Source organism: Dyella sp. NPDC103356 (assembly GCF_055584465.1).
Map to the genome: position 1 here is coordinate 266,496 of NZ_JBVJLZ010000001.1, position 24,495 is coordinate 290,990.

The 24,495-nt window shown below is 63.3% G+C and carries 27 protein-coding genes; 15 read left to right on the forward strand and 12 right to left on the reverse strand.

Translation table 11 applies throughout. From position 1 onward, the window contains the following. The first annotated feature begins 7 nt into the window (after positions 1 to 7). The 3 genes from ACZ6WW_RS01135 to ACZ6WW_RS01145 are packed head-to-tail and all read left to right on the forward strand — an operon-like array spanning position 8 to position 2,551. Entirely contained in the window at positions 8 to 1,459 is a 1,452-nt protein-coding gene (locus tag ACZ6WW_RS01135; protein WP_465272607.1) for an aldehyde dehydrogenase, read from the forward strand. A 10-nt stretch (positions 1,460 to 1,469) separates the two neighbouring features. Further along, positions 1,470 to 2,138 (forward strand): carbonate dehydratase, encoded by a 669-nt coding sequence (gene can, locus ACZ6WW_RS01140; RefSeq protein WP_281852466.1) that lies wholly within the window; start codon positions 1,470 to 1,472, stop codon positions 2,136 to 2,138. Further along, on the forward strand, positions 2,135 to 2,551 hold the full coding sequence (locus ACZ6WW_RS01145) for a RidA family protein (RefSeq protein ID WP_465272608.1): 417 nt from the start codon (positions 2,135 to 2,137) through the stop codon (positions 2,549 to 2,551). Before can ends, ACZ6WW_RS01145 begins: the two co-directional genes overlap by 4 nt. A 72-nt stretch (positions 2,552 to 2,623) precedes the next feature. Here ACZ6WW_RS01145 and ACZ6WW_RS01150 read toward each other — a convergent pair whose 3' ends face one another. From ACZ6WW_RS01150 to ACZ6WW_RS01165, 4 genes are all read right to left on the reverse strand, one after another. After that, complete coding sequence (locus tag ACZ6WW_RS01150; RefSeq protein ID WP_281852464.1) at positions 2,624 to 2,806, reverse strand: hypothetical protein; 183 nt, start codon at positions 2,804 to 2,806, stop codon at positions 2,624 to 2,626. A gap of 133 nt (positions 2,807 to 2,939) precedes the next feature. Next, positions 2,940 to 3,776, reverse strand: a complete 837-nt coding sequence (gene hutG / locus ACZ6WW_RS01155; RefSeq protein WP_465272609.1) for an N-formylglutamate deformylase — start codon at positions 3,774 to 3,776, stop codon at positions 2,940 to 2,942. Positions 3,777 to 3,786: 10 nt separating this feature from the next. Then, complete coding sequence (gorA, locus tag ACZ6WW_RS01160) at positions 3,787 to 5,133, reverse strand: glutathione-disulfide reductase (RefSeq protein ID WP_465272610.1); 1,347 nt, start codon at positions 5,131 to 5,133, stop codon at positions 3,787 to 3,789. A gap of 239 nt (positions 5,134 to 5,372) precedes the next feature. Beyond that, positions 5,373 to 6,632 (reverse strand): NAD(P)/FAD-dependent oxidoreductase, encoded by a 1,260-nt coding sequence (locus ACZ6WW_RS01165; protein ID WP_465272611.1) that lies wholly within the window; start codon positions 6,630 to 6,632, stop codon positions 5,373 to 5,375. 104 nt (positions 6,633 to 6,736) lie between these two features. Here ACZ6WW_RS01165 and ACZ6WW_RS01170 point away from each other — a divergent pair, with 104 nt between their 5' ends. The 6 genes from ACZ6WW_RS01170 to ACZ6WW_RS01195 all read left to right on the forward strand — a co-directional run bounded on the left by ACZ6WW_RS01170 (position 6,737) and on the right by ACZ6WW_RS01195 (position 11,594). Continuing rightward, the gene (locus ACZ6WW_RS01170; protein WP_465272612.1) at positions 6,737 to 7,999 is read left to right on the forward strand and encodes a hypothetical protein; all 1,263 of its coding nucleotides are present in this window, start codon (positions 6,737 to 6,739) and stop codon (positions 7,997 to 7,999) included. Continuing rightward, positions 7,996 to 8,370 carry a BlaI/MecI/CopY family transcriptional regulator gene (locus ACZ6WW_RS01175; protein WP_465272613.1) on the forward strand — a complete coding sequence of 125 codons (375 nt, stop codon included), beginning with the start codon at positions 7,996 to 7,998 and terminating at the stop codon, positions 8,368 to 8,370. The genes ACZ6WW_RS01170 and ACZ6WW_RS01175 overlap by 4 nt, the downstream gene beginning before the upstream one ends. A gap of 1 nt (position 8,371) precedes the next feature. Beyond that, a complete protein-coding gene (locus ACZ6WW_RS01180; RefSeq protein ID WP_465272614.1) occupies positions 8,372 to 9,592 on the forward strand; it encodes a M56 family metallopeptidase in 1,221 nt (406 codons plus the stop codon). A gap of 114 nt (positions 9,593 to 9,706) precedes the next feature. Then, the gene (locus ACZ6WW_RS01185) at positions 9,707 to 10,225 is read left to right on the forward strand and encodes a C40 family peptidase (RefSeq protein WP_465272997.1); all 519 of its coding nucleotides are present in this window, start codon (positions 9,707 to 9,709) and stop codon (positions 10,223 to 10,225) included. A gap of 53 nt (positions 10,226 to 10,278) precedes the next feature. Then, on the forward strand, positions 10,279 to 11,091 hold the full coding sequence (locus ACZ6WW_RS01190; RefSeq protein ID WP_465272615.1) for a hypothetical protein: 813 nt from the start codon (positions 10,279 to 10,281) through the stop codon (positions 11,089 to 11,091). Between the two features lie 74 nt (positions 11,092 to 11,165). Further along, positions 11,166 to 11,594 carry an organic hydroperoxide resistance protein gene (locus ACZ6WW_RS01195; protein ID WP_281852455.1) on the forward strand — a complete coding sequence of 143 codons (429 nt, stop codon included), beginning with the start codon at positions 11,166 to 11,168 and terminating at the stop codon, positions 11,592 to 11,594. Positions 11,595 to 11,666: 72 nt separating this feature from the next. Here ACZ6WW_RS01195 and ACZ6WW_RS01200 read toward each other — a convergent pair whose 3' ends face one another. Together ACZ6WW_RS01200 and ACZ6WW_RS01205 are read right to left on the reverse strand one after the other, a co-directional pair. Beyond that, positions 11,667 to 12,152: an FKBP-type peptidyl-prolyl cis-trans isomerase gene (locus ACZ6WW_RS01200; protein WP_281852454.1), complete on the reverse strand. Its 486-nt coding sequence runs from the start codon at positions 12,150 to 12,152 to the stop codon at positions 11,667 to 11,669. Positions 12,153 to 12,196: 44 nt separating this feature from the next. Next, positions 12,197 to 13,435, reverse strand: a complete 1,239-nt coding sequence (locus ACZ6WW_RS01205; RefSeq protein WP_281852453.1) for an MFS transporter — start codon at positions 13,433 to 13,435, stop codon at positions 12,197 to 12,199. Positions 13,436 to 13,566: 131 nt separating this feature from the next. Between ACZ6WW_RS01205 and ACZ6WW_RS01210 the strand changes: the two genes are divergently transcribed. Further along, the gene (locus ACZ6WW_RS01210; protein WP_465272616.1) at positions 13,567 to 14,220 is read left to right on the forward strand and encodes a class I SAM-dependent methyltransferase; all 654 of its coding nucleotides are present in this window, start codon (positions 13,567 to 13,569) and stop codon (positions 14,218 to 14,220) included. 384 nt (positions 14,221 to 14,604) lie between these two features. After that, positions 14,605 to 15,933 carry a DEAD/DEAH box helicase gene (locus ACZ6WW_RS01215; RefSeq protein ID WP_465272617.1) on the forward strand — a complete coding sequence of 443 codons (1,329 nt, stop codon included), beginning with the start codon at positions 14,605 to 14,607 and terminating at the stop codon, positions 15,931 to 15,933. Between the two features lie 98 nt (positions 15,934 to 16,031). Here ACZ6WW_RS01215 and ACZ6WW_RS01220 read toward each other — a convergent pair whose 3' ends face one another. Together ACZ6WW_RS01220 and fghA are read right to left on the reverse strand one after the other, a co-directional pair. Continuing rightward, on the reverse strand, positions 16,032 to 16,544 hold the full coding sequence (locus tag ACZ6WW_RS01220; protein WP_465272618.1) for a GNAT family N-acetyltransferase: 513 nt from the start codon (positions 16,542 to 16,544) through the stop codon (positions 16,032 to 16,034). Positions 16,545 to 16,579: 35 nt separating this feature from the next. Beyond that, entirely contained in the window at positions 16,580 to 17,431 is an 852-nt protein-coding gene (fghA, locus tag ACZ6WW_RS01225; RefSeq protein ID WP_465272619.1) for an S-formylglutathione hydrolase, read from the reverse strand. A gap of 156 nt (positions 17,432 to 17,587) precedes the next feature. Here fghA and ACZ6WW_RS01230 point away from each other — a divergent pair, with 156 nt between their 5' ends. Together ACZ6WW_RS01230 and ACZ6WW_RS01235 are read left to right on the forward strand one after the other, a co-directional pair. After that, on the forward strand, positions 17,588 to 19,483 hold the full coding sequence (locus tag ACZ6WW_RS01230) for a DEAD/DEAH box helicase (RefSeq protein WP_465272620.1): 1,896 nt from the start codon (positions 17,588 to 17,590) through the stop codon (positions 19,481 to 19,483). Positions 19,484 to 19,576: 93 nt separating this feature from the next. Beyond that, a complete protein-coding gene (locus ACZ6WW_RS01235; protein ID WP_465272621.1) occupies positions 19,577 to 20,368 on the forward strand; it encodes a dioxygenase family protein in 792 nt (263 codons plus the stop codon). 1 nt (position 20,369) lies between these two features. Here ACZ6WW_RS01235 and ACZ6WW_RS01240 read toward each other — a convergent pair whose 3' ends face one another. Both ACZ6WW_RS01240 and ACZ6WW_RS01245 read right to left on the reverse strand, forming a co-directional pair. Then, entirely contained in the window at positions 20,370 to 20,711 is a 342-nt protein-coding gene (locus ACZ6WW_RS01240; RefSeq protein ID WP_465272622.1) for a cupredoxin domain-containing protein, read from the reverse strand. Beyond that, positions 20,708 to 21,646 (reverse strand): metallophosphoesterase family protein, encoded by a 939-nt coding sequence (locus tag ACZ6WW_RS01245; RefSeq protein ID WP_465272623.1) that lies wholly within the window; start codon positions 21,644 to 21,646, stop codon positions 20,708 to 20,710. The genes ACZ6WW_RS01240 and ACZ6WW_RS01245 overlap by 4 nt, the downstream gene beginning before the upstream one ends. On the opposite strand from ACZ6WW_RS01245, the gene ACZ6WW_RS01250 reads away from it, so the two are divergent. Both ACZ6WW_RS01250 and ACZ6WW_RS01255 read left to right on the forward strand, forming a co-directional pair. Beyond that, a complete protein-coding gene (locus ACZ6WW_RS01250; protein WP_465272624.1) occupies positions 21,632 to 22,378 on the forward strand; it encodes a sigma-70 family RNA polymerase sigma factor in 747 nt (248 codons plus the stop codon). The genes ACZ6WW_RS01245 and ACZ6WW_RS01250 overlap by 15 nt on opposite strands. After that, complete coding sequence (locus ACZ6WW_RS01255; RefSeq protein ID WP_465272625.1) at positions 22,368 to 23,117, forward strand: anti-sigma factor family protein; 750 nt, start codon at positions 22,368 to 22,370, stop codon at positions 23,115 to 23,117. The genes ACZ6WW_RS01250 and ACZ6WW_RS01255 overlap by 11 nt, the downstream gene beginning before the upstream one ends. Position 23,118: 1 nt before the next feature. On the opposite strand, the gene ACZ6WW_RS01260 is transcribed toward ACZ6WW_RS01255, so the two are convergent. Together ACZ6WW_RS01260 and ypfJ are read right to left on the reverse strand one after the other, a co-directional pair. After that, positions 23,119 to 23,499 (reverse strand): YkgJ family cysteine cluster protein, encoded by a 381-nt coding sequence (locus tag ACZ6WW_RS01260; RefSeq protein WP_281852442.1) that lies wholly within the window; start codon positions 23,497 to 23,499, stop codon positions 23,119 to 23,121. Positions 23,500 to 23,591: 92 nt separating this feature from the next. Beyond that, positions 23,592 to 24,464, reverse strand: a complete 873-nt coding sequence (gene ypfJ, locus ACZ6WW_RS01265) for a KPN_02809 family neutral zinc metallopeptidase (protein ID WP_465272626.1) — start codon at positions 24,462 to 24,464, stop codon at positions 23,592 to 23,594. Between the last annotated feature and the right edge of the window lie 31 nt (positions 24,465 to 24,495).

Here is a 24,495-nt window from a genome sequence, read left to right on the forward strand (position 1 = left end):
TTGCGCGATGTCACCCAAGCGCCTCGCCAATCTTATCGACGGTCGCCTTGAAGCACCGCGTGCCAACCGCTGGCTGGACGTGTTCGAACCGGCGACCGGTTCGGTCTTTGCGCAATGCCCCGATTCCGATGCGAGCGATGTCGATGCTGCCGTAGCCGCCGCACGACGCGCCGCACCGGCCTGGGCAGCCACCTCCGCGGATGTTCGCAGCCATCTGTTGCATCGCCTGGCCGATCTGCTCGAAGCGCGGATGGAGGAGTTCGCCGCACTGGAGTCTCGCGACAGCGGCAAACCGCTGGCCCTGGCGCGAAGCCTGGATATTCCACGCGCCGTCAGCAATCTTCGCTACTTTGCCGCGGCCATCGTGTCGTGGAGCAGCCAGTCGCATGCGATGGAACTGGGCGCGATCAACTACACCTTGCGCCAGCCGCTGGGCGTCGTCGGCTGCATCAGCCCGTGGAATCTCCCACTCTACCTGTTCACCTGGAAGATCGCGCCAGCGCTCGCCGCGGGCAACGCCGTCGTCGCCAAGCCTTCGGAAATAACCCCCTGCACCGCCGCGTTACTTGGCGAGTTGAGCATCGAAGCCGGCCTGCCACCGGGCGTGTTCAACATCGTGCAAGGACGCGGACCCGGCGTCGGGCAGCCGCTTGTCGAGCACCGTCAGGTCAAGGCTGTGTCGTTTACTGGTAGCACGCGCACGGGCGAGATGATCGCGACGGCAACGGCGACGCAATTTAAGAAAGTGTCGCTGGAAATGGGTGGGAAAAATCCTGCCATCGTCTTTGCGGATGCGGAGCTGAGCGACGCCAACCTCGACACCATCGTGCGCTCGGGCTTTGCCAACCAAGGCGAAATTTGCCTGTGCGGTTCGCGACTGTTGGTGCAGCGTTCGATCTACGCGAATTTCCGCGAACGTTACCTTGAGCGGGTACGCGCCTTGCGCGTCGGCGATCCGAATGAAGCGACCAGCGATCTGGGCGCACTGGTATCCAAAGAGCATTTCGACAAGGTCATGGGCTGCATCGCGCAGGCGCGCGAGGAAGGCGGCGACATACTTTGCGGCGGGCATGCCATGCAACTGGATGGCCGCTGCGCCAACGGCTGGTACGTGGCACCGACGGTCATCGAAGGCCTCGCGCCGGACGCCGTTACCAACCAACAGGAAATCTTCGGTCCGGTCGTCAGCCTGATTCCATTCGACGATGAGGCCGAAGCCATCGCCATCGCCAACGGCACCGGTTACGGCCTGGCCGCATCGCTGTGGACGACCGATCTCTCACGCGCGCATCGTGTCGGCGCGGAACTCGATTTCGGCATCGTCTGGATCAACTGCTGGCTGCTGCGCGACCTGCGCACGCCCTTCGGCGGCACCAAGCAATCGGGCCTGGGCCGCGAGGGTGGCGAAGAAGCGCTGCGCTTCTTCACCGAGCCGAAAAATATCTGCATTCGCTATTGAGATCGCTATCGTGACCAACCCATTGCAACCTCTGCTCGACAGCAACCGCATCTGGTCCGCATCGGTGCGCGAGCAGGATCCGCACTTTTTCGAGCGGCTCGCGCAACAACAGGCTCCCAAGTATCTTTGGATCGGCTGCTCCGATTCGCGCGTGCCCGCGACACAGATCGTCGACCTGCCGCCGGGCGAAATCTTCGTCCAGCGCAATGTCGCGAACGTGGTCTCGCACTCGGACCTTAACTGCCTCAGCGCGATCCAGTTCGCCGTCGATGTGCTGAAAGTCGAACATATTCTCGTCGTCGGCCATTACGGCTGCGGCGGTATCCAAGCCGTGCTGGACGATCGGCGACTGGGGTTGGTCGATAATTGGTTGCGCCACGTCAGCGATGTGGCGATCAAACATGCGGGCATGTTGGCGGGCATCGATCTGATGCAGATGCGCAATTCGCGCCTGTGCGAACTCAATGTGATCGAGCAAGTCATCAACGTGTGCCAGACCACTACCGTGATGGACGCCTGGGAACGCGGCCAGCAACTGTCGGTGCATGCATGGTGCTACAGCCTGTTCGACGGCCGCATCAAGGACCTGGACCTGCATATCAATTCGCGTGAAAGCACGCGATCTTCCTACGATCACGCGATCGAACGCCTGCTCGCCATGCCTGGAACGGAGCGATGAGCGATATCATTCGCACCTCAACGGCACCTGCGCCGGTCGGTGCGTATCCGCACGCACGCCGCGTGGGCAAGCTGCTGTTTCTTTCCGGCGTCGGTCCGCGCCAGCCTTCGGACAACACCATTCCGGGCAATGTCTACGATGCCCACGGCACCCTGGTGGCTTACGACATCGAAGCTCAATGCAGGCAGGTATTTGCCAATGTCCGCGCGGTGCTTGAAGCGGCCGGCACACGATGGGAAAACCTGGTCGACGTGACCGTGTACCTCACCGACATGGCGCGCGACTTTCCAAGCTACAACCGTCTTTATGCCGAGCATTTCGCCGGCGTCGATGCCGCGCGTACGACTCTCGGCATCACTGCACTGCCTACGCCGATCGCCATCGAACTGAAGTGCGTCGCGGCCTTTGACTGATCCGCACAAACAAAAACCCCGGCAGCGGTAACGCTGTCGGGGTTTTCAACGTGCCCTGGAACGCGGAACGGGTTATGCCGTCTTCGCTGCCTTGGCCGCCTTGTGATGGTGCTGCTTCTGGTGATGCTTGGTGGCGGACTTTTTCGCCAGCACCGTGTGGTGACCGGTAGCGGGCGCAGGCGCGGTTGCGGCGATCACCGAACCGGAAAGAGCCACACCGGCGACGAGCATGAGAGCGATCGCAAGTTTACGCATGGTGGTATGCCTCGGGCGTTTGAGTGCCGCGGACCCGGCCGGAACCCGGCGTGCTCGGGCGGCGCGACGGCACCAACATAGCACTGGCTTTTACGTTGAGAAACGAGATTTTTCGTGTCGGCAACACACGTTCTTACAACGGGGTAATTGACTTTTCGAAAGGCGGATTCTGATTCGTATTTTCTTGCGCCTCAGTAATGCAACACTGAAGCAGTTGCAGGATCAGCGCCTGGGCCTGCACGGCCTTTTCTTCGTCATAGGCAAGGCTGTCCTCGTCCATATAGTTGAGCTGGGCGAGCTCCAGTTGAACCGCTTCGACCCCGTCCTGTGGACGGCCGAATTGCCGTGTGATGTAACCACCCTTGAAGCGGCCATTGACCACGAAGCTGTAGCGCGACTGCGCCTTCAGGCAGGCCTCCAGGCGCTGCTGCAAGGCTGCTCCGCAGCTCGCACCCTCGGCAGTGCCGAGGTTGAAATCCGGGAGCTGCCCGTCGAACAGCATCGGCACATGGCTGCGGATGGAATGACCTTCCCACAACACCAGACGGCCGTGCTCGTGGCGCAACCGCGCAACTTCCTGCGCCAGCGCCTGGTGATAGGGCTGCCAGAAATCATTTACTCGCCGTTGAATTTCTTTCTCGTCCGGCTCGGCACCTTCCAGGTACAAAGGTTCGCCGTCGAAACCGATGGTCGACACCAGGCCGGTCTCCTTGCGACCCGGATACAGCGCATGGCCGTCGGCGGGCCGATTCAAATCGACGACGTAGCGCGATGCCACCGGCTTGATCACACTGGCGCCGAGTTGGTGCGCCAGCGACTCGTACAAGCGCCCGACATGCCAGTCGGTATCGATGGAACGCTGCGCCCTCGGCGTCATGCGCTCGGCGATATCGGGCGGTATATGGCTACCGTCGTGCGGCAGGCTGATCAGGAGCGGCGTAGTGCCGCGATGCAAGGTGTGCGTGGTCATACCGGCAAGTTTAAGTCATCAGTACGAGTTCTTCGGCCGAACTCGGGTGGATTGCCACCGTGTCGTCCAGGTCGCGCTTGCGCATGCCCAGTTTCATCGCCACTGCGAAGCCCTGCATCATCTCCTCGGCCCCCAGGCCGAGCACATGAACTCCGACCACCAGCTCCTCCGGGCCGACACAGACCAGCTTCATCACGGTCTGTCCGGGGTGCTTGGCCACGGCCCACTGCATCGGTGAGAAACGCGTGCGATAAATCCGCACATCCGTGCCGTGCAGCGCCCTGGCCTGTTCCTCGGTCATGCCGACCATCGCCAGCGGCGGCTCGGCAAAAACCACGCTGGCGATGTGCTTGTGCTCCAGCCGCGCATCGGGTTTGCCGCCGAACAGGCGGTCGGCCAGACGCCGGCCCGCGGCGACGGCAACAGGCGTCAGCTCACGGTTTTCGCATACGTCACCGACAGCACTGACGCCCGGCACATTGGTGTTTTGCCAGGCGTCGACCAGGATGCGGCCATACTTGCCCAGCTTGACACCTACGGCGTCCAGATCCAGCGACTCGGTATTGGGCACGCGCCCGATCGCCCACAGCACCGCATCATAAGGGCCGCAGCCGCCGGTGGTCGCGTCGTCGAGCATCAGCTGACCATCGACCTGATGCAGTCCGCGCACCTGGACATCGCGGCTGAACCGGATGCCCTGCTCCGTCATGCGCTGCTCGAGCTCACCGACCATTTCCATATCGAAGCCGCCAAGCAGGCGACCGCGCGCATGCACCGTGACCTCGCTGCCCAGCGCCCGCAGCAAACCGGCGAACTCCATCGCAATGTATCCGCCGCCGACAATCCCGATGCGCCTGGGCTGTTCGTGCAAGGCAAACATGTCGTCGGAGATCAGCCCCAGCTCGAACCCCGGCACGTCGATGCGATGCGGGCGTGCACCGGTCGCGATCACGATCTGCTTTGCACTCAGTTCGTCGCCGCTGCTGGTAGCGATCGTATCGTTGGAGACGAAACGTCCCGCTTCGCGACGCCAATGCACACCGACTTCGTCAAGCCGCTTTTGATAGCGCCCCTTGATGCCGTCGATATAGTCCGTGCGAAGCTGGCGAAAATGTTCCCAGTTGAACGGACCTGGCGTCGACGAAAACCCGTACTCGCCTGCCAGTTCCTGCGCGTGGGCCAGCTGCGCGGCAAACCATAAGGCCTTTTTCGGCACGCAGCCGACATTGACGCAGGTACCGCCCAGCATGCCCGGATCGAGCATCGCAACACGCGCACCATGGCGCGCGGCGCGGATGGCGGTGGCCAGGCCGCCCGAGCCCGCACCCAGTACGATCAGATCGAAACTCTCGGCCATCGGTATCTCCTGTTCATGGCGTGCACGTTAGTGGCGGGGGCTTTAAATGGGTGTCAATGCTGACAGGAATGATCTTTGGGAAGCCTGGAAAAAACCTCAGCCTTCCGTCATCCCGGCGAAGGCCGGGATCCATTCCTCGGTCCTCGCCTGTCAGACAGCACGTGGCAAGCATCGACGCTGAGGAATGGATCCCGGCCTTCGCCGGGATGACGAATAGGAAGGCTTTCTGAGGGTTTCATTCAAAGACCAAACCGCGCAGGCGCATAAGGCATCGGATCGATCTCGGGCGTGGCGCCGGTCAATTGCGCGGCGACCAGTTCACCGGTCGCCGCCGACATGCTGATGCCCAGCATGCCGTGCGCGGTGGCCAGGCTCAGGTTCGACCAGCGCGTGCTTGGGCCGATGATCGGAATCTCGTCCATGCTCATCGGACGCCAGCCCCACCATTCCTCCTGCAGGTCCGGCCCTACCGGTTCGTGCAGGCTTTCCGCGGCCGCGCGACGCAGGGCATTCAAGCGAATCTGATTCAGGCCTTCGTCGTAGCCGGAGAACTCCATCGTGCTACCCAGCCGAAAGCCGCTGCCCCAGGTGGTGACGCAAACGGCCGCCTCGCGCAGCACCAGCGCATGGCGCGGCACCCGTGCGGGACGGCTATAGGTCAGCGAATAGCCCTTGCCCGGCTGCATCGGCAGGCGCAGTCCCAGCTCCCTGCCCATCAGCGGCGACCATGCCCCCAGGGCCATGATGACGCGATCCCCATAAAACACGCCGCGGGTCGTACGGACATGGCTGATGCGGCCTTCCTGAGTACCGAACTGATCGATGCGCGCACCGCTTTCGATGACCCCGCCCAACTCGCGCACGCGCCGCGCCAGCTCGGCCACATAGCGATCGGGCCGGAGCTGCGCATCGTCGGGGTGGTACAGGCCGCCGACGATGCCCGGCTTGAGCGCGGGCTCCATGCCGGCGATCTGATCGCCATGCAGGCGGCGTACTTCCACGCCCAGCTTGTCCAGTACCGCCGCATGATGGCGCTCGTCCGCGTGCAGCAGCTTACGGGTGCGATAGACATAGAGCTCACCGCGCTCGACGAACTCGCAATGCAACCCCTCCTGCTCGATCAAGGAGCCAATCAGGCGACGTGAGCGCTGCAGGATCGCGGAGCGGGCCGCGGCAGCATGGTGGAAATCGCGCCAATTGCAGCGCCGGGCAAAACCGAGCATCCAGCGTGCGCGGTCCAGGTCGACCCGGGGATTGAGGTAGAGCGGCGCGTCGGCGCGCAGCATCGAGCGCATCGCCACCGAGATCATGCCGGGCATGGCCAGGGGGGCGGCATGGCTGGGGGTAATCGTGCCGCAATTCCCATGCGAACTGCCGCTACCTGGCGTACCTTGCTCCAGCAGGCGAACGGACACGCCCGCCTTCAACAAATACAGCGCACAAGCGAGGCCAATAACACCACCGCCCAGAACAAGCACATCACTTCGCGAAGCATCCATCCGCTCATTGTAGCGGTGCGTTCGGCAACCTCATCCCCAGGGGAGCTTGCAAAATGAGAATTACAGATGTAATTTCATTTCGGACTACACACGTAATCCTTGCCATGATCGCTTTCGCCAGCCAGTTCGCTTCACCCGCCAGGGCCATGCCGTTGCAGGCGACGTTCGCCAGAGACGTCAGCTCGGCGCGCGACCTGCTGAGCGACATGGAACCGATGAAAAACGATCTTGCGCGCTACAAATACCTGTCCGATCAGTTGCCCAGACTGAGTGAAAAGCAATGGATCGTCGGCCAGCAATTGGCTGCGACACTGGAGAACCAGCTCGGCCTGTACGACGAGGCGGTGCACGATTTTCCGTTCGACAACCGCGTCCGGGTGGAGATCGAACCGGTCAAACTGCCGGGCCCCGCCTCCTGGAAGGCGGAGGACGCGGCCGAGGTCATCGCCCGTCTGGCCACCGACCGCCGTCTGGTCATGATCAACGAGGTGCACCACGACGCGCATACCCGTGAACTGACGCTCGAACTGTTACCACGGCTGCGCAAACTGGGCTTCAATTATTTCGCCGCCGAAGCGCTGGACGACAAAGATACCGAACTGATGCATCGCGGCTACCCGGTGATGGGCGGAAGCCCTTACTTGAACGAACCGGTCTACGGCGAGATCGTACGCGAGGCCATCCGCCTGGGCTTTATCGTCGTCGCGTACGAATCGCCAGGATCGTCCACCGCCGAACGCGAACAGGGCCAGGCGGACAACCTCTATCACCGGGTATTCGCGCGCGATCCGACGGCCAGGCTATTCGTGCATTCGGGCTACGCCCATATCGACAAGGCAACCGGCAACTTCGGCGGCGACATCGTGCCGATGGCGGTTCATCTCAAGCGCCTGAGCGGCATCGAGCCCCTGTCGATCGATCAGTCGCAATTGCGCGATATCGGCGGACGCGGCAACAACGAAGCCTATCGCCAGTTGACCGTCGACTTTCATCCCGATGGCCCCAGCGTGCTGGTAAGCCGGCACGACGGCACAGTGTGGAGCACCGATAAGCGTCTGCACGATGTCAGCGTGTTGCTGCCGCCCATGGACCACCGTCGCCGCCCGGGCTGGCTCACGCTGGGTGGCCAGCGCGAGTCACGCCTGATCACGACGGCGCTATGCGACAAGAAGGTGCCGTGCCTGATCGAGGCGCGCTACGCCAATGAAACCGACAACGCCACGCCCGCCGACCGGGTCGCCATGATGGTGCCCGACAGCGTCAGTTCGCTGTATCTGGGCCCCGGCGATTACCACCTGACCGCCATCGACGTCGACGGCCGGCTTTTAAGCGAACGCAAACTCCACATCGATGCGACGACACCATGACCACCATCAGTGAAGCCGAAGCCCGCGTCATGGATGTGCTGTGGCAAGCCGCGCCACGCACATCCGAAGAGATCGTCGAAGCCTTGCGCGAGCCCACCGGCTGGCATGAGAAAACCATACGTACCTTGCTCAACCGGCTGCTCGGCAAGGGCGCGGTAACGGCCGAACGCGACGGGCGGCGTTACATCTACGCGCCGGTGCTGACACGCGAAGCATGGCAACAACAGGAAAGCCGCAGCCTGCTCGATCGCGTGTTCGGCGGCAAGGTGACGCCGTTGCTCGCGCACTTCACCCGCCACGAAAAGCTCTCGGCCAAGGACATCGCCGAGCTGCGCAAACTGGTCGACGACATCGAGAAGAAGGGGCGCTGAGATGAACGACGTACTGTGGCATCTGTTGCCGTGGAGCACGCTGGGGTTGCTGCTCGCCCTGCTGCTGCGACGTCCGCTGCGAAAGGCATTCGGTGCGTCGCCGGCCTTCACGCTTTGGGCCTTGCCACCCTTGTTCTGTCTGTTGCCCTGGCTGCCTGCTACACCGTTGTCCACCACCTCGCCGCTCCTGCGCGTGATGCCCGACAGCGCTGCGGCACTTGCTACCGAGATGCCCGCAACCGTCAGCGTGCTCGGCCTCGGCGCGCTATGGCTGGCCGGTGTCGCCGCCTGTGTCGTGCGACTGCACGTCCACTACGTGCATCTGCTCAGGCAAGGGCGCAGGCTCGATCCGGCAACGGCGGCAACGCTGTTACCGATGCTGCAGGGCCTGCCGTTGGAGCGTATCCGCACCGCCGAACAAGGCCCCGCCGTGCTGTGGGCGCCGCGTCCCCGGCTGTTGCTGCCGGCGGATTTTCTCCGGCGTTTCGATGCCGCCGAGCGCGCCTGCGTGATACGTCACGAGCTGACCCATCTGCGCCGTGGCGACGCATGGTGGAGCCTGATCGCCGAACTGATGCTCGCACTGCTCTGGTTTCACCCGTTGGCATGGCTTGCGTTGCCACGCTTTCGCCTGGACCAGGAACTCGCCTGCGACGAACGCAGCCTGCGCGACGCGCCCGAACAGCGTAGCCAGTACGCACACACCTTGTTGCACAGCACCGGCATGTCGTTTGCGCCGGCCATCACCCCGTGGCTCAACCACCCCCAATTGAAGGAGCGGTTACTCATGATCCAGCAGGTTGCTTTCAGTGTTTCGCGTCGCCGTATCGGTTATCTCGTCATTGGCCTGTTGATGAGCAGCAGCGTAATGGTGGCGCAGGCAGCCACCCAAAATACGGCGCACGGTGCGACGGCGGATATCCAGTTCAATCAGAAGATTACGCCTGCGTACCCGAAAGAATCGATCGTCAACAAGGAACACGGCATGGTCATGCTGAAAATTCAGGTGGACACGCAGGGCAAGGTCAAGACGATCGACTACGACGCCAAGCACAGCACCACCACCTCCACCGCCCTGATCAAGGCGGCCAGCGACGCCGCTGCGCAGTGGCGCTTTTCTCCCGCCACACGTAATGGCAAGCCGATCGAAAGTTATGCCCAGGTCCCCGTGCAGTTCGATCTGAACGAGTTGCCGACCAACTCAGCCTCGTCCAAATCCTGAAGACTTCCCTATAACTTATTGATTTGATAACCTCGGCACGCCTACTGCCGAGGTTGTCCTATGCGCCACCAGGAATCAGCCGCCTGCGCACCCAAGCCTGCCTTGCCGCGCCTTATGTTCCGCGGCGTGCTTTGCCTGGCCATCGCTGTCCTGGCCGCCTGTTCCACGCCCGCGCCGCGCAAACGCCAACCCACGTTCAAGGAATCGCATTCGTCGCTGGCCGACGAACCCGCACGCGCACCCAATGCCGTGGGTACGGCCAACGACGTGCTGTTTCGCGCCATCGCGCTGGTCGGCACACCGTATCGTTGGGGCGGCAACACGCCCGATGGCGGCTTTGATTGCTCGGGGCTGGTCGACTATATCTACCGCAATGCCGCCGGCCTGATGTTGCCGCGCACTTCGCGCGATATGTCCGTCATGAATGGCGTCAAGGTCAAGAGCATGACCGACCTGGCCAGCGGCGATCTGGTGTTTTTCGCCAGCAGCGGCGGCATCAGTCACGTCGGCGTCTATGTTGGCAAAGGGCGTTTCGTGCATGCACCCAATAGCGGTGGCACCGTGCGATTGGACGATATCGATGGGCCGTATTGGCGCGACCATTTTGCTTATGGCAAGCGCCTGCTCGATTGATCGTCGTTGACGCTGACAAGCTGCGCGCGGCCTCGGAAAACCACGGGAAGGTCATGAAAATATCCGCGTCGATATGGCTCGTACTGCTTTGCTTGATGACCGGCACGATGACCGCCTGGGCAGGCACGCTGACCTTCTTCGATAAGCCCGCACGAGAAACCCGGGTTCCGTTGCCGGCCAATCCGGACGTGCCCGGCGCCAAACCCATACTGACCTGCTGGTATTACCCACGCTTCATGGTCAAGCAGGTCGACCGCGGAGAGAAAGGCGCCGAACAACTGGCCATCGCCCCGATCGCAACCGACCACACCGCACCACCCTGCATCGAGAAACCCGCCAAGGACGAACAGTCGATCCAGGACTGGAGCGGCTATTTCTGGGGCGTGAAAGGGAACTATGTTTTTTTCCAGGCCGCCGACAGCATCAACGGCGGCACCGGCTTTGCCGTCTTCAACGCCGACAACGGGCAGCGGCTCCACACAGGCAACATGTCCGATGAGCAATTCCTCGCGCTGCAACGGCTGACACCCGCCAGCACACGCGGTACCGATCCCCGCATCACGCTACCGCCGTATCCCTTGCTCATGCGTTACCACAGCAACTTCCAGGCGCCCTGCTCGCTGCGGTCGGCTCCCACCGTCTGCTGGAATCTCGTCCGCCAGACGCTCGGGCTGACACAGGCCACACCGCCCGACTGCAGCAAGGCCTACGCCGAACAGGAACAGCAAGCCACGGCCGCGGACAAAGCCGCTGTGGCAAGCAACCCCACCGTGATCACCTACGACGTGGAAGCGGTCGTTGACGGCAACGGCGTCGTACGACTCACATCGGTCTCCCCGGCAACGGCCTGCTTCCCGGCCGAGTAAGGCACTCGTCGATCACGCTTTCTTATCGGCCACACCGCAAGACTCAGGGTTTTCCCCGTCACGGAGCGAACACCATGAGCATCGAAAAGATCGTCTACACCGCCACTGCCACCGCCAAGGGCGGCCGTGAGGGGCATATCCATAGCAGCGACGGTGTGCTGGATTTCGACCTGCGCATCCCTAAGGAAATGGGCGGCCCCGGTGGGGCCGGCAGCAATCCCGAACAGTTGTTCGCGGCCGGCTACGCGGCCTGCTTCGAAGGCGCGGTGCGCTTTGTCGCCCGTGAGAAGAAAGTCGCGCTGAAAGAGGCATCGGTGACCGCGCATGTCGGTATCGGCCCGCGCAAACCCACCGGCTTCGGCATCGCGGTGAAACTCGAGGTCAGCCTGCCGGGTATCGATCGTGCTGTTGCGCAGGAACTGGTAGACACGGCACATCGCGATATCTGTCCGTATTCGCATGCGACACGGAACAATGTGGACGTGGACATTTCTTTGGTGTGAGCCGTAAAAAGAAGGCCCGCTCATGGCGGGCCTTCTGACTCCTCACCGGCTACCGCAGGCAGCGGTTTGGTATCAATGCGCGTCCGCACCCGGCGGATGCGCATGACCGTGCTGGATTTCTTCTTCCGTGCCGTCGCGCACTTCGTTGATCGTGACATCGAAGTGCAGCGCCTTGCCGGCCATCGGGTGGTTCAAGTCCACGTCGATGGTGCTCATACCGACCTTGTGCACCGTGACCACGCGATGGCCGCCCTGCTTGAGCGCCAGGACGGTGGTGTCGCCGACCTTGAGCTTGGCGCCGTTCTGGAAGTATTTCTTCGGCACGCGCTGAATCTGGCCGTCCTGGCGTTCGCCGTAACCGTCGACCGGCGCCACGTCCACCTGCAACGACTCACCGGCCTCATGCTCTTCCAGTGCCTTTTCCAGGCCCGGAATCAGCTGGCCGTGGCCAAGCAGAACCCACAGCGGCTCGTTGCGATCGAGCGAACTTTCCACCTTTTCGCCGTCCACCGTCAGGGTGTAGTGCAGCGAGACGACCTTATCCTTGCCAGCCTTCATTGCGTATCTCTTAGATAGATCAAACCGGGGATTCTAGCACCCGCTCAAGGGGATGGCTTGGCCCGGCCAAAGCCCACGCCACGGGCCTCCGGGCCGAACCCGGCCAGCAAGGCCAGGACGACCGCGACCACGGCGATCCACAGCCCCATGGCAAAGGCCAGGTCGCCGCCATGCCAGTCGGCGATCAGCAGCTGGGCATTGCCGGTATAGGCGGCCAGCAGGTTGCCGATCTGGTAGGCAAAGCCCGGCAGGGTGCCGCGCACGCCATCGGGCGACAGCTCGTTCAGATGGGTCGGCACCACGCCCCAGGCACCCTGCACCATCACCTGGATCAGGAAGGCGCCGATCGCCAGCAGCAACAACGAACCGCCGTGCACCCATAGCGGAATCACCGGGATCGCCAGCAAGGCCGCGATCACCATCGCCCGGCGCCGGCCGATACGTTCGGACCAGGCGCCAAAGAACAGGCCCCCGAACATCGCACCCAGATTGAGCATGGCCACCAGCATGAAAGCCGCACCCGAGCCGGTCGGCAGGTGCAGGCTCTTCTCTTCGAAGGTGTGATAGAGGTCCTGCGAGCCATGGCTGAACATGTTGAACGCGGCCATCAGCAAGGTCATGTAGATCGCCAGCTTCCAGTGGCCACGCATCGACTCGACCAGGCTGCGCTTGCCATGCTCGGCCTTGCTCGCCTCCCAGACCGGCGACTCGGGGACCGAACGGCGGATGTAGAGCACCAGCAAGGCCGGCACTGCGCCCACCACGAACAAGCCGCGCCAGCCGATATGGTCGATCAGCAGCCAGTTGGCCAGCGCACCGAGAAAGAAGCCGCAGGGATAGCCACTTTGCAGCAAGCCGGAAACCAGGCCACGCGCCTTGGGCGGCACCGACTCCATCGCCAGGGAAGCACCAAGACCCCACTCGCCGCCCATCGCCACGCCGAACAGGAAGCGCAGTACCAGCAGCACGGTCAGCGAAGGCGCGAATGCAGTGGCCAATTCGAAGGCCGAAAACAGGATCACGTCGAGCATCAGGATCGGGCGGCGTCCGAAACGGTCGGCCAGACGTCCAAACAGCAGAGCACCGATCGGGCGCGCGGCCAACGTAAGAAACAGACCATAGGTCACTTCCGACGGCGACACCTTGAATTCGTCGGAAATACCGACGATGACGAAGGTCAGCAGAAAGTAGTCAAAGGCGTCGAGGGTCCAGCCGAGAAAGCTGGCCAGTACCGTGTGGCGTTGCTCATGATTGAGCTCGCGCAGAGGTGACAGAAACGACATCAACATCCCTTCTTGCGACTTGGACCGCCGGAGGCTAGCACTTTGGCGATGGCTGCGACATGGTTGGCGGCACGCGAACGGCAAGCGAAAAAACAACGCTCCGCTTACGACTGCTTGGGCATGCTGGGCGAATGATCGATGTTTCGACACGACGCCTGATCGCCAAACGGTTTCCGACTTCTGGCCAGCGTCTGCACGCACGCTGGAAGCTTGCCTACGATCCGGCCTACGCGGCCACACGCGAACTACTCGATGGCTCGCCCTTGCCGGTGCTGGATATCGGCTGCGGCCTAGGCCTGCTTGCGCATTTTCTCCACGCCACCGATGCGCTGCCGGGCTATGTCGGCGTCGATCACGACGAGCGCAAGATCGACGCGGCAAGGCAGGCGATCGAACGCGGCGGCCTGTCACGCGACATCGAACTGCATCACGCCGATGCCGCCAGCCTGCCACCGCACGACGGCCATGTCGTCCTGCTCGATATCCTGCACTACCTCCCGCGGGAGCGGCAGTCGGACCTGCTCGCCACGGCCATGATGCATCTGGCCGAGGACGGGATCCTGATCATCCGCAACGTACTGCGCGAACCGAGCTGGCGTTTCCATGCGACCCGGGTGGAGGAATTCTTCCTGAAGAACTCAGGATGGATCCCGGTTGGCGCCCAGCACTATCCGAGCGCCGAGGAGATTCGCGGGCCGCTGGAGCGGCATGGCCTGAAGGTCACCATTAGCTCGCTGCATGGGCGTACTCCGTATAACAGCTACCTGATCGTCGCCCGTCGGTGAAAGAGGCTCAAAGCCTCGCTGATTTTGTAGGAGCGACTTCAGTCGCGACCGGCCTTGACGTAACCACGGCCCGCGACTGAAGGGAACCTCGAATAACCTCAGCTTCCATCGTCGCCCCGGCGCAGGCCGGGGCCCAGTGTCTTTAGCACGGTGAAGCGTAAGGCACTGGGTCCCGGCCTTCGCCGGGACGACGGATAGGAAAGGCTTATAGAGTCCCTGAAGCCGCTCCTACAAAGGCCCGGAAAGGATTTTGTCCTACCTTTGTGCAGCCGCAGCATAAACCTGTTACACTCAGCGGGACGGCTACTCATGTTTAAGCCGCCTCCCTCCCTATTTGATACATGCAACGCGGTTCGTGACGCTCCGAGTTGCTCTGGAGCTCTCATGTCATTTGAATCGCTGGGCCTTGCGCCCGCGTTGTTGCGTGCGCTTGCCGACCAAGGCTACGCCAACCCCACCCCCATCCAGGCCGCTGCCATCCCGGTCGTGCTGGAAGGCGTCGACCTGCTCGCCGCCGCCCAGACCGGCACCGGCAAGACCGCGGCGTTCGCGCTGCCGTTGCTGCAGCACCTTTCGACCCGCCCGCCCAGCGTCGGTCGTCGTCCGAGCGCGCTCATCCTGACCCCGACGCGCGAACTGGCGGCACAGGTCAACGATAGCCTGCGCGACTACGGCAAGCACATGCGCATCAATACCGCCACGATCTTCGGCGGTGTCAGCATGGGCCCGCAGATCCAGTCGCTGCGTCGCGGTGTCGATATCGTCATCGCCACGCCCGGTCGCCTGATCGACCACATGCAGCAGCGCACGATCGATCTTTCGGGCGTCGAAGTGCTGGTGCTGGACGAAGCCGACCGCATGCTCGACATGGGCTTCCTGCCCGCATTGAAGCGCATCCTCACCGCTGTGCCACGCAAGCGCCAGACGCTGCTGTTCTCGGCCACCTTCGCACCGCCGATCAAGGCGCTGGCGATGCAGTTCATGCACCAACCGCGCGAAGTGTCCGTCAGCCCGCCCAACACGGTCGCGAGCACGGTCACCCATCGCGTGCATCCGGTGGACGCCTCGCGCAAGCGCGACCTGCTGCTGCACGTGCTGTCGCAGGACAGCCGTCGCCAGACGCTGGTGTTCAGCCGCACCAAGCACGGCGCGGACAAGCTGGTGCGTTTCCTGGAAACGTCCGGCATGCGCTCCGCCGCCATCCACGGCAACAAGAGCCAGAACGCGCGTACGCGCGCGCTCAGCGACTTCAAGACCGGCCGCGTCACCGTGCTGGTGGCAACCGATATCGCCGCGCGCGGTATCGATATCGACCAGCTGCCGATGGTGATCAATTTCGATCTGCCGATGGTCGCCGAAGACTACGTGCATCGCATCGGCCGTACCGGCCGTGCCGGCATCGAGGGCGTGGCCGTGTCTCTGGTCAGCCATGAAGAAGCCGGCCTGCTGCGCGATATCCGCAAGCTGCTGAAAGACGAGATCGAAGTCAGCGACATCGCCGGCTACGCCCCATCGCAGCCGCTGCGCCTGGATGCCAATGCACCGCGTCCGGCCCAGGGCCAGCGCCAACCGCGCCAGCCGCAGCAGCGTCAGGGCAAGCCGCCGTCGCATCGCCCGCATGGTCATGCGCAGTCCAACGGTGGCGGTGGCGAGAGCCACGCCGCGGGGAATCGCAAGCGTCGGCCGCGTCGTCGTCCGGCGGCTAAGGCCTAAAGAGCCCCTCTCTCCCCCGGATTAAGTCCGGGGCAGGCTCCAACCCTCTCCCCCGGCAAGCCAGGGGAGAGGGAGCCATTGAGGGAGCGTGAGGGCATCTAGTCTTTCCGTACCAATGCCGTGAGCACGTGGTCTTCCCAGTGCCCGGCAATGTTCAGGTATCGCTTTGCATAGCCTTCGCGCTCGAAACCGAGGCGCGTAAGCAACTGCGCGCTGCGTTGGTTGTGTGGCATGTAGTTCGCCATCACGCGATGCAGGCCCAGCGGGCCGAACGCGAATGCGAGTCCGGTCGTCAACGCTTCGTGCATCAAACCCTGCCCCTGCCGCGCCTCCGCTATGCCATATCCGAGATGGCAGGCCTGGAATACGCCGCGCACGATATTGGCGAGGTTGAACGTCGCGACGCATTCATTGGACTGGGCATCGAACACGGCAAACGCATACCCGCGATCCAGACGCGCCATTTCGCGCGCATCGGCAACGGTCTGCAGGCAATGATCGAGCGTGTAGTAGATGTGCTCGCGCGATGGTTCCCACGGTGCCAGATGTACGCGATTGTCGATGCGATAACGCAACAGTTCCGACGCATCCGATTCCATCGGAATGCGCATGATCAGACGTCCGCTTTTTAAAGCCGGCAGCACGCTCACAGATCGGCAAGCACGCGCGCGTGATGTCGCAGATGGTCTTCCATGAAGCTGCTGATGAAGTAATAACTGTGGTCGTAGCCGGCCTGGCGACGCAGGATCAACGCCTGCCCCACGTCGGCACAGGCCTGTTCGAACAGTTCCGGCTTCAGCTGTCCTTCGAGGAATTTATCCGCCTCGCCCTGATCGATCAGGATCGTGCCGGGAAAGGGTTTGCGCCGCACCAGTTCGCTGGCGTCGTAGTCGTGCCAGACGGTCTGGTCGGCGCCCAGATAATGGGAAAAGGCCTTCTGCCCCCACGGCACGCGCGATGGCGCGACGATCGGCGCGAACGCCGATGCCGAGCGATAGCGCTGCGGGTTTTTCAACGCAATCGTCAACGCCCCGTGACCACCCATCGAATGGCCGAAAATGCCGCTGCGCGATGCGTCGACGGGAAAATGTGCGGCAATCAGCGCGGGCAATTCGTCGGTGATATAGCTGTACATGCGAAATCGCGACGACCAGGGTGCCTGGGTGGCATCGAGATAAAAGCCGGCCCCTTCACCGAACTCCCAGTCGCCGGTCGCGCCCTCGATACCGGTATCGCGCGGGCTGGTATCGGGCATGACCAGCACCAGGCCCAGCTCGGCGGCCACGCGCTGGGCGCCGGCCTTGATCGTCGCGGTCTCCTCGGTACAGGTCAGGCCCGCCAGGTAATACAGCACGCCACAGGGCTCCTGTGCAGCCTGGGGCGGCTGAAACACCGCAAACCGCATACTGCCTCCACAACAGGAAGACTCATGCCGGTAAAATCCCTGCGTACCGCCGAAGCAACGCTGCTCGGAGATCGTTTCGATGGAGGCTGTCATGGCCCGATCGTCCTGTCCGCCAAAGAGCGACGATGATAGCGCCGGTGACGCCTGCGCGGACCTGTTCAGCACAGGCTTAAAGCAGCGGTCAGGCCGGGCTGCTACAATAGTCGCCATTCTCTTGCATGCCCTCGCGCGTGCCCTATCGAGGTTTCCATGTCCTCCCCGTCTTCCGATTCCACTCCGGCCCCCGCCGGATTTGCTGCGCTTGGGCTGCACCCTGAGCTTTTGCGGGCCTTAGCCGATGTCGGCTATGAATCGCCCTCGCCGATTCAGGCTGCCACCATTCCGCCCTTGCTCGAGGGCCGCGACGTGCTCGGCACCGCTCAGACCGGTACCGGCAAGACGGCCGCTTTCGCACTGCCGATCCTTTCCCGCATCGACATGAAGCCGGGCAAGCCGCAGTCGCTGGTGCTGGCGCCGACCCGTGAATTGGCCATCCAGGTGGCTGAAGCGTTTCAGCGCTACGCCGCCCACTTCCCCGGTTTCCAGGTGCTGCCGATCTACGGTGGCCAGGGCTACGGCCCGCAGCTGCATGCGCTCAAGCGCGGCGTGAACATCGTGGTCGGCACCCCCGGCCGCGTGATCGACCACCTTGAACGCGGCACGCTGGATCTGTCCGAGCTGCGGTACCTGGTGCTCGACGAAGCCGACGAAATGCTGCGCATGGGCTTTATCGACGATGTCGAGAAAGTGCTGCAGGCCACGCCGCCCGAGCGTCAGGTCGCGCTGTTCTCGGCCACCATGCCGGCGCCGATCCGCAAGATTGCCCAGCATCACCTGAAGAACCCGGTCGAAGTGAACATCAAGTCGTCGACCACGACCGCGGCCAATATTCGCCAGCGTTACTGGTTCGTCAGCGGCATGCACAAGCTCGATGCGATGACGCGCATCCTCGAGGCCGAGCCGTTCGACGCGATGATCATCTTCGCGCGCACCAAGCAGGCCACCGAAGAGCTCGCCGAAAAGCTGCAGGCGCGCGGTCTCGCTGCCGCGGCGATCAACGGCGATATCGCGCAGCCCCAGCGCGAACGCGTGATCCAGCAGCTCAAGGACGGCAAGCTCGATATCCTCGTCGCGACCGACGTGGCCGCACGCGGCCTGGACGTCGAGCGCATCAGCCATGTGATGAACTACGACATTCCGTACGACACGGAAAGCTATGTGCATCGCATCGGCCGCACCGGGCGCGCCGGCCGCAGCGGCGAAGCGATCCTGTTCGTGACGCCGCGCGAGAAAGGCATGCTGCGCTCGATCGAGCGCGCCACCCGCCAGCCGATCGAAGAAATGAAGCTGCCGACGGTCGAAGCAGTCAACGACCAGCGCATCAGCCGCTTCAAGCAGCGTATTACCGACACGCTGGCGATCGGCGAACTGGGCCTGTTCCAGCAGTTGATCGAGCAGTACGAGCAGGAACACAACATCCCGGCGGTCGAGATCGCCGCCGCGCTTGCACGCATTGCCCAGGGCGACCAGCCGCTGTTGCTCACGCCGCCGCCGAAGCGCGAAGCACCGGCGCGCGACTTCGCGCCGCGTGAGCGCAACGATCGTAACGATCGCGGTGACCGTAACGATCGCGGCGAGCGCCGCCCCCGTCCCGAAGGCGAGGAACGGCCGCGCCGCGAGCGCGAGGCGCCGCGCGAATTCGGCACTCGTCCGCTGCGCGCGCACGTCACCGAGCAGGGCATGAAGACCTATCGCGTCGAAGTGGGCCACGAGCATGGCGTCAAGCCGGGCAATATCATCGGCGCCATCGCCAATGAGGCCGGCCTGGAAAGCCAGTTCATCGGCCGCCTGAGCATCCGCAGCGAGTTCAGCCTGATCGACCTACCAGATGGCATGCCGCCGGAGGTCTTCCAGCACCTGCAAAAGGTATGGGTGAGCCAGCAGCAGCTGCGTATCCATGAGTGGGACGGCCAGGACGCCAGTGGCGGCGACGCACCGGCACCACGCAAGGGCGGTTTCCGTCCGGGCGGCGGTGGCTTCAAGGGCAAGCCCCGTCCGCCAGGCGGCAAGCCTTCGGGCAACAAGCCTCCGCGCAAGTTCAAGTAACGCCACGGCTGTCGCCGGATCGTTCCGGTCCGGCGACAATCCGTTCGCGGCAGCGGGGCTGGAAACGCTGTGCGCAAGCTCTATCTTTAGCGCATGACCAGCCTCCCCAGTCTCTATATCTCCCATGGTTCGCCGATGACGGCGCTGCACCCCGGTCGCAGCGGTGTACGGCTGAGCGAACTTGCGCGCGCCTTGCCGCGTCCCAAGGCCATCGTGGTCGCCAGCGCGCATTTCCTCGCCCGGCAACCGGTCGTCGGTGGCGCGCAGGCGCCGGAAACCGTGCATGACTTCGGCGGCTTCCCGCGCGAACTCTACGAGATGCGCTACCCGGCCCCGGGTTCGCCCGAATTGGCGACGCAGATCCAGGACTTGTTGAAGGACAACGGTCTGCCTGCGTTGGTCGATCCACACCACGGTCTCGACCATGGCGTGTGGTCGCCCCTGCACCTGCTCTATCCGCAAGCCGATATCCCGGTGGTGCCGTTATCGATCCAGCCCGAACTCGGGCCATCGCATCAGCTCGCCGTAGGTCGTGCACTGGCGCCTCTGCGCGAGCAAGGCGTGCTGCTGATCGGATCGGGCAGCATCACGCACAACCTGTATGACTTCCGTGCGGGCTACAGCGATACGAACGAAGCGCCGTATGTGCGGCCTTTCATTGAATGGCTCGAACAGCGGCTGGCCGCGAACGACGTCGACGCCCTGCTCGACTATCGCCGGCAGGCACCGTTCGCCGAACGCGCCCATCCCACCGACGAGCACTTGTTGCCATTGTTCGTGGCACTGGGTGCCGGCGGCGACGGCGCTGCAGCGCAACGCATCGACGCCGGCATCGACCTGGGCTTCCTGGCGATGGATATCTACCGCTTCGATCGCGCCGCCTGATTTACTGCACGATGATGGTGCCGACCATCATCGGGTGGATCGAGCAGTAATAGGCGTAGGTACCGGGCTTGGAAAACGTGACAGCGTAACTGTCGCTGGTATCGAGCGCCTTGGATGAAACGAAGCCCGTACCGGCGCTGGTGACGACATGCGGTTCTTCGTCATGGTTGGTCCAGACGATGCGCGTGCCGACCGGAACGGTCACGCTCTTGGGCGAAAAGCCAAAGTTGCGAATATCGACCTGGGTGGTGTGGGCGGCCGCGGCGCCCGCCGCCTGCACGGCATGCGGCATCGACAGCATGACCGCCACACCCAGCACGATCCGTTTCAACGCACCGCTCATGCCAGCACCTCCTCGGTCACCGCAAGCGCGTGCCGGCCCTGGACATGGCGCACGTCGCGCACGCCCAGATAGCTGTGCAACTTGCCAGGCGGTACCTCCTTCAACGGGCCGGGGCCTGGTCCAACGCCAGGAGCGGGCTGCGGATACGCGGTCGAACGCGCGGTGTAGAACGTGATCGTACCTTCCACCTTTTGTTGAATCTGATGGATGTGGCCGTTGAGCACGCTGACCGAGCCGAACCGACGCAGATAGCTCACCGCCTCGGCGCTGTCATCCGTACCCCAGCCCCAATCCGGATAGAGCGGCCATAGCGGCATATGCGCAAACACCACGATGGGCGTCTCGGCCGAAAGCGATGCGAGATCGCGTTTCAACCAGGCCAGCTGATCCGCTCCCAGTGAGCCGAGCCCGCCGGCCTTGAGGTTCAGCACATTGATCAGGCCGACGAAATGCACGCCATGATGATCGAAGCTGTACCAGCCGCCAGCCTGCTGGCGCTCGCCGAAACGCCGGAAAAACTCCGCGCCGTTATCACCGATCACATCGTGCTCGCCCGGTACGTAGAACGTCTTGCCGACGTGCGCCTCGCGCATCAGGTCCGATAGAAATTCAAACTCTTCAGGCTTGGACAGATGCGTGAGATCGCCGGTATGCAGGATGAAATCCGGGCGCTGCTTCTGCGCGTTGATCTGACTGAGCGACGCGCGCAGCGTTGCGGCCACATCCATGTTCGGCTCCTTGTGGAAACCGATATGCGAATCGCTGATCTGCACAAAGCTGAAGGTCGCATCCTTCGCCGCGTCGGCAGCGCCGTCGCCAAAGGGCTTGGCCTGTAATACGCCCCCCTTCATTAGCCACACGGTGCCGGCGCCGGCCCAGGCCATGCATTTGAGGAATTGGCGTCTGCCATGGGTTTCGTCATGGATATCGTGCATCTCGTCTGCTCCGCGATGGGCGCATGGCCGGACGGCCAGCGCGGAAGCGCACCGCCGGCACCCGGCGATCCCTTCCTTTGGAGCACTACTGCATCCAACCCACGCCTATTCCGCCTCGAACGCATAGGGAATAAAGTCGCGCCAGGGGAGGTAAACCCTCTTATGCCAGCCGATCAGCAAGCCCTGAGAGCCACCACCGACGCCGTGACCAACGCGCGCTTCGAAGCCATCGTGCTGCCCTTTCTGGACGCGGCCTACAACCTTGCGCGCTGGCTGGCCCACGACGACGCGGACGCACAGGACACGGTGCAAGAAGCACTGCTGCGGGCGCTGCGTTACTTCGACAGTTTTCGCGGCGGCGATGCGCGCGTCTGGCTGCTGGCGATCGTGCGCAATACGTTCTACACCTTGCATACCAAACACGCCTCGGACCGGCTGCACGACAGCATCGACGAAGAGGCCCACCCGATTGCCGACGACCGACCTTCGCCCGAAGCGCTCGCGCTGCTCGCCGTGGATGTCGGGTCATTGCAATCGGCCCTGCAGCGGCTGCCGCACCCCTTGCGCGAAGTGATCGTGTTACGCGAATTGGAAGAATGCTCCTACAAAGAAATCGCCAGCGTCACCGGTCAGAAGATCGGCACCGTGATGTCCCGCCTGGCCCGCGCGCGCGAACGGCTGAAATCCGAATTGATCCACCATTCCAAGGAGGCGCGCCGTCATGATGTGTGAGGACGCCCGACTGCTATTGCACGCTTACCTGGACGACGAACTGGATGCGGCGCAAAGCGCATCGATGGTCGGCCATCTGAAAACCTGCTCCGTGTGCGCCGCGAGTTACAGCGATCACACCCGACTGCGCAAGGCCTTGGCGCAGCCGGGGCTGTATCGGAAGGCGCCCGATGCCCTGCGCCAGCAATGGACCACGGTAAAGCCGGTTACGCCCAGGGCGCGTCGTGCCTTGCCGACATGGTCGATGGCTGCCGGCCTCGCGGCCGCCTTTTTGTTGGCCGGGACACTGTGGGTTGGCGAGGTCCATGGACCGGCATCGCCGGATCTGCTCGTCAACGAAGCGATCTCCGGACACCTGCGTTCGCTCCAGGCAGCGCATCTTATGGACGTGGTTTCCACCGACCAGCACACGGTGAAACCCTGGTTCGAAGGCAAGCTGGATTTCTCGCCGCGCGTGAAAGAACTGGCCAGCGAAGGCTTCCCGCTTGCGGGCGGGCGTCTGGACGCCATCGACGGCCACAGCGTGGCCGCCCTGGTCTATCGCCGTCGCCTGCACGTGATCAATCTGTACCAGTGGCCGGCGGAGACCGAGTCGGTGCAGCAGACCACGCAGCAGAACGGCTATACCGTGATCCGCTGGAGCGACCACGGCATGCGTTTCCTGGTGGTGTCGGACGTCAACCCGGGAGAATTGAAGCAGTTCGTGCTGGCGTTTCAGAATGAGGAAACGATGCGCTGACTCAGGCCAGTTGCGGTAGCGGCTGCGACTCGATCGGATCGGGCCAATCGGTCGGCTGCAGTGGCACCAGCCCATGGGCCAGGCGCGCCTTGTCGCATTGCGGGCTGGCGACGCCGAATTCCCACGCAGGCATCACTTCCCGACATACCGACGGGCGCTGCTCGTAGATGCCGCAATGCGCGGCAACGCCCACCTCGCCGCACAACGCCACGCAGCGCGGTTTCGCCGCATTGGTGCCGCGCATGGCAACACGATGCGGGTCGAGCTTTTCGGTCAGGTCCGACGGCACGACACCGCCCGTGAAGGCCTCGGCTTCCGACCAATGAAAGGCCACGCGAAAAAACGCGCAGCAGGCCCCGCACCGCAGACACGGATGATCCATGAGGTTCTTGGGAAGCGCACCCCCAGGCACGCAGCGCAATCATTCTAGGGCCTTCCGGGCTGCCGTTGCAGCAGCCCGGACGCGATAGACCCTTAGACCGGCCCGTTGAAGGTGTTGCAGGCGCTCATGTCGCCGCTCTTGAAGCCGGCGGTAAACCACTTCACACGCTGCGCCGAGGTGCCGTGGGTAAACGAGTCCGGCACCACCCGGCCCTGTGCCTGCTTCTGCAGGTTGTCGTCGCCGATCTGGCTGGCTGCATTGAGCGCCGACTCCACGTCGCCGTCCTGCAACCACTGCAGGCGCTGCTGGGTACGGTTGGCCCACACGCCGGCAAAGCAGTCCGCCTGCAGCTCCTGACGCACGGACAGGCCGTCAGCCCCTTCCATACGCGCACCGCGACGACGCGCCTGGTCGACCTGCGCAAACACGCCAATCAGGTTCTGCACATGGTGGCCGACTTCATGCGCGATCACATAGGCACGGGCGAAATCGCCCACGGTATGAAAGCGCGTTTCCAGTTCGGTGAAGAATCCGAGGTCGAGGTAGACCTGCTGGTCGCCCGGGCAATAGAACGGCCCCACCGCACTGGATGCCGCGCCGCAGGCTGTGTTGATTCCGCCCTGGAACAGGACGAGCTTGGGATCGGTATAGGTCTTGCCGTGTTCGGCAAAGATGGCACCCCAGGTTTTCTCGGTAGAACCGAGCACGGCGCTGACAAAGTCTTTTTGCCGTGGATCGGGCGCATACGGCTGCCCGTTGCTGGGCGCACTGACCTGCTGCTGGCCACCACCATCGACCTGGCTGAGCAAGGCAGTCGGGTCCTTGAAGAACACCAGACCCAGGATCGCCAGGATAATGATCCCGCCGATGCCCATGCCGCGGCCGCCACCAAAACGCGGACCGCCACCACCGCCGCCGCTGTCGACTTCGACATTCTGGCTGCGCTCACCTTTCTGCCAATCCATACGCACCTCGGCTGAATGCACGATCGTCGAT